The sequence below is a fragment of the Sinorhizobium glycinis genome (genome assembly GCF_001651865.1).
GTDB classification, from domain to species: domain Bacteria; phylum Pseudomonadota; class Alphaproteobacteria; order Rhizobiales; family Rhizobiaceae; genus Sinorhizobium; species Sinorhizobium glycinis.
This window is the reverse complement of record NZ_LPUX01000022.1, coordinates 1-3,108: the sequence shown is the minus strand read 5'-3', so window position 1 is coordinate 3,108 and position 3,108 is coordinate 1. Positions and strand designations below refer to the sequence as shown.

General features: G+C 60.1%; 4 protein-coding genes. All 4 read right to left on the bottom strand.

The window, feature by feature from the left end; translation table 11 throughout:
• Positions 1 to 12: 12 nt before the first annotated feature.
• The 4 genes from AU381_RS00210 to tnpB are packed head-to-tail and all read right to left on the bottom strand — an operon-like array spanning position 13 to position 2,971.
• Positions 13 to 303, bottom strand: a complete 291-nt coding sequence (locus AU381_RS00210) for a hypothetical protein (protein WP_014330935.1) — start codon at positions 301 to 303, stop codon at positions 13 to 15.
• 29 nt (positions 304 to 332) lie between these two features.
• Positions 333 to 944, bottom strand: a complete 612-nt coding sequence (locus AU381_RS00205; protein WP_014857805.1) for a plasmid pRiA4b ORF-3 family protein — start codon at positions 942 to 944, stop codon at positions 333 to 335.
• Positions 941 to 2,578, bottom strand: a complete 1,638-nt coding sequence (tnpC, locus tag AU381_RS00200; protein ID WP_014330937.1) for an IS66 family transposase — start codon at positions 2,576 to 2,578, stop codon at positions 941 to 943. The genes AU381_RS00205 and tnpC overlap by 4 nt, the downstream gene beginning before the upstream one ends.
• Positions 2,579 to 2,623: 45 nt before the next feature.
• Positions 2,624 to 2,971 (bottom strand): IS66 family insertion sequence element accessory protein TnpB, encoded by a 348-nt coding sequence (gene tnpB, locus AU381_RS00195; protein WP_014330938.1) that lies wholly within the window; start codon positions 2,969 to 2,971, stop codon positions 2,624 to 2,626.
• Positions 2,972 to 3,108 lie beyond the last annotated feature (137 nt).

Sequence of the window (3,108 nt, the reverse complement as noted above, 5' to 3'; positions counted from 1 at the left end):
GTAACCATCCGGTCAGGACCGCAGTAGCCGAGGCTTTTTGCGATTTCTTTCTGCCACTGGTTTCGATGGCGGGTCGCCAATTCCGCGAAGATTGCGGATAATCTGTTGAAGGTTTTCGATCCCCACTTGGGTGAACAAGATGATGTGCTCGCTGAGCTCCGAGGCCGGATAGTCATCATATGCCCACAAGCAGCCATCTTCAGAGAACATCTCAATCGAACATTCTCGCAAGAAGTCTTCGTCCTCATCAAGCATCGCGGCGACATATTTCAGGGTGTAGAGGGCAGAGTTGCGGTAGCCCATGATGCCTCGTTCTGTGTTTTCAGATTTGGTCAGTGCTGCTGGTTTTGGCTCTTCGCAAATCCAGCTTTTCCAAGTGTCCGACGGCGGGCAATTTTAGCGACACGGTCTTGAATGATATCAACGCTTAAATCTTCTGGGTCGAAGCGGCCACCATACCAACGCACGAACTCTCGATGCTGCGCATGCCGTGGCTTCGCCATGACGTTCAGGAATTCCTCGAACCCCGAGGTGCTGCCAACATCTTCCGGCGGCGCTCTGCGCTCACCATCGATGAAGCGCGGATATTCGATGCTGGGGTTTCCATCCTCCACTGCCTCGACCGTGATAGTGTGCCGCCAGTTATCACCAAAGTCATAGGTGTAGCTAAAGGTCGCGATCCCACGCTCGATGAGTGCCGCTATGCGGACGTTGCGAGCAGCAAAGGTTTTGCGTTCGTAGAGGTCTTCTGGATCCGGCACATCGTAACATCGCCCACCAGCCTCGAACTCGAACAGATGATAATCCTCGAACAGCATCACGGCCTGAATGACATCGTGGAGCCCCTTCAAGCTCATCGTGAGTGGAACCTCGACCCTGCGCCAGATCAAAGGCTCGATATCGTCGAGTTGGATATGTAGCCTGGCGATGCGATCGACGGTCATGATGCCAAAGCCATCATAGGCCGCGGACCTGTCCAATTCCACGGCAGCAGCTCTGCAAGCTTTGTTGTCGGCGTGTCAGCGATACGCGCGAGAACGTCGGCAAGCCAAGCCTGCGGATCGACGTCGTTGAGCTTGGCCGTCATGATCATCGTCGCCATGAAGGCGGCGCGATCAGCACCACGATCAGAACCCGCAAACAGCCACGACTTCCTGCCGAGAGCGAAGCCGCGCAGAGCGCGTTCGGCGGCATTGTTGGTCAGGCAAATCCGACCGTCGCCCAGGAAGGACGTAAAGCCCTCCCAGCGCTTTAGCATGTAGTCGATCGGCTCGGCGACCGGAGAGCTGCGCGACAGCTTTGTCCGCTCGGCCCGCATCCAGGCCTCAAGCTCTTCGACAAGACGACGGCTGTCCCGCTGGCGTCGCGCCAGTCTTTCACTTGCAGCGAGACGATTGATGTCACGCTCGATATCGAACAGGGCATCGATCCGTTTCACGGCCTCGAGCGCCACCGGCGAGATCGGCGTGGCGTTCTTTCCCCGTTTGGCGTTGGTGGCGATGTCGGCAAGCACGAAGAACTTGCGACGCGAATGCGACCAGCACAATGCCTGGGTCAGCGGACCAGAATCGCGGTCCATTTTGAAGAGCGGGTTGTAGCCGCCATAGGCGTCGGCCTGCAGAATGCCGGTGAAGGTCTTTAGATGGCGCTCGGGATGTTCCTGCCGCCGATCGCGGGAGGCATAGTAGAGGGCGGCTGGCGGCGACGTTCCGCTGAACGGCCGATCGTCCCTGACATAGGTCCAAATCCGCCCGGTATCGGTCTTGCCCTTCGCCAGGATCGGCACGGTCGTGTCATCGCCATGTAGACGCTCGGCGGTCAGCACATGCGCCTCGATCAATCCGTGCAAGGGCTTCAAGACCGCGGCGCAAGCCCCCACCTGGTCGGCAAGCGTCGAGAGGCTGAGGTCGACACCCTCGCGGGCATAGCGTTCACTTTGCCGGTTCAGCGGTTGATGCTGGCCGAACTTCTCAAACAGGATCATCGCCAGCAGGTTTGGCCCTGCAAAACCGCGCGGCGTCACATGGAAAGGGGCCGGTGGCTGGGCGATCTTCTCGCATTCGCGGCAGGAGAACTTCTCGCGCACCGTCTGGATGACCTTCCACTGGCGCGGGATCACTTCCAGCGTCTCGGCAATGTCCTCGCCCAGTTTCGCCAGCTTGGCCGAGCCGCAGCATGGGCAGCTTGTTGGCGGAGCAATGACGACGCGTTCGCGCGGCAGGTGCTCCGGAAACGGCTTGCGCGATGGACGCTTGCGCTCGAAGGCCCGAACCGTCGAGGATCGTGCCGCCAGTTCAGCGGCCAATTCGTCCTGGCTGGCGTCCGCCTCCAACTCTTCGAGCTGCAATTCCATCTGCTCAAGAAGCCGCGCCTTGCGCTCCGAGCGGCTGCCATGAATGTCGCGCTTGAGCTTCTCGATCTCCAGCCTCAACCTGGCAATCAGCGCATCCGAATGCGAGTTCACTGCCTGGGCTCGGGCAGCAACGGCCTCGGCTTCACGGCGTGCCGCGCGCTCGGCGAGGATCATCGCATGCGCGCTGGCAAGGTCGTCGGGAAGCTGATCGGCCGCATCGGTCATGGCGAGATGGAATCATATTCGCTCCGACCTTTCCAGCCATTTCCACTATCCAGCAGAGCTCGGACGCCAGGTTTTTTGCGGCATTCGCCAGTCGATTCCTTCGAGCAGATAGCCGAGCTGCGCCGGCGTGATCACCACCGTGCCGTCGGCCGCTGACGGCCAGATAAAGCGGCCGCGCTCAAGCTTCTTCGTGAACAGGCAGGCACCCTGGCCGTCGTGCCAGATCACCTTGATTAGGCCGCCCTTCCTGCCGCGGAAGCAGAACAAATGGCCGCTATGCGGATCACGCTTCAGTGTCTCCTGCACCATCAGCGACAGGCCAGGAAATCCCCTCCGCATGTCCGTATAGCCCGTCGCCAGCCAGACCTTTACGCCGCTCGGAACCGGGATCATCGCCGTTCCACGACATCGAGGATGCGGCCCAGAGCTTCGGTGTCAACATCACTCTCCACTCGAATGCGCCGGCCGCGGCCAAGCTCGATCGTCACGATACTTGGCTTCTTGCGCGCCCGTGGTGCCGGTGTCGTCTC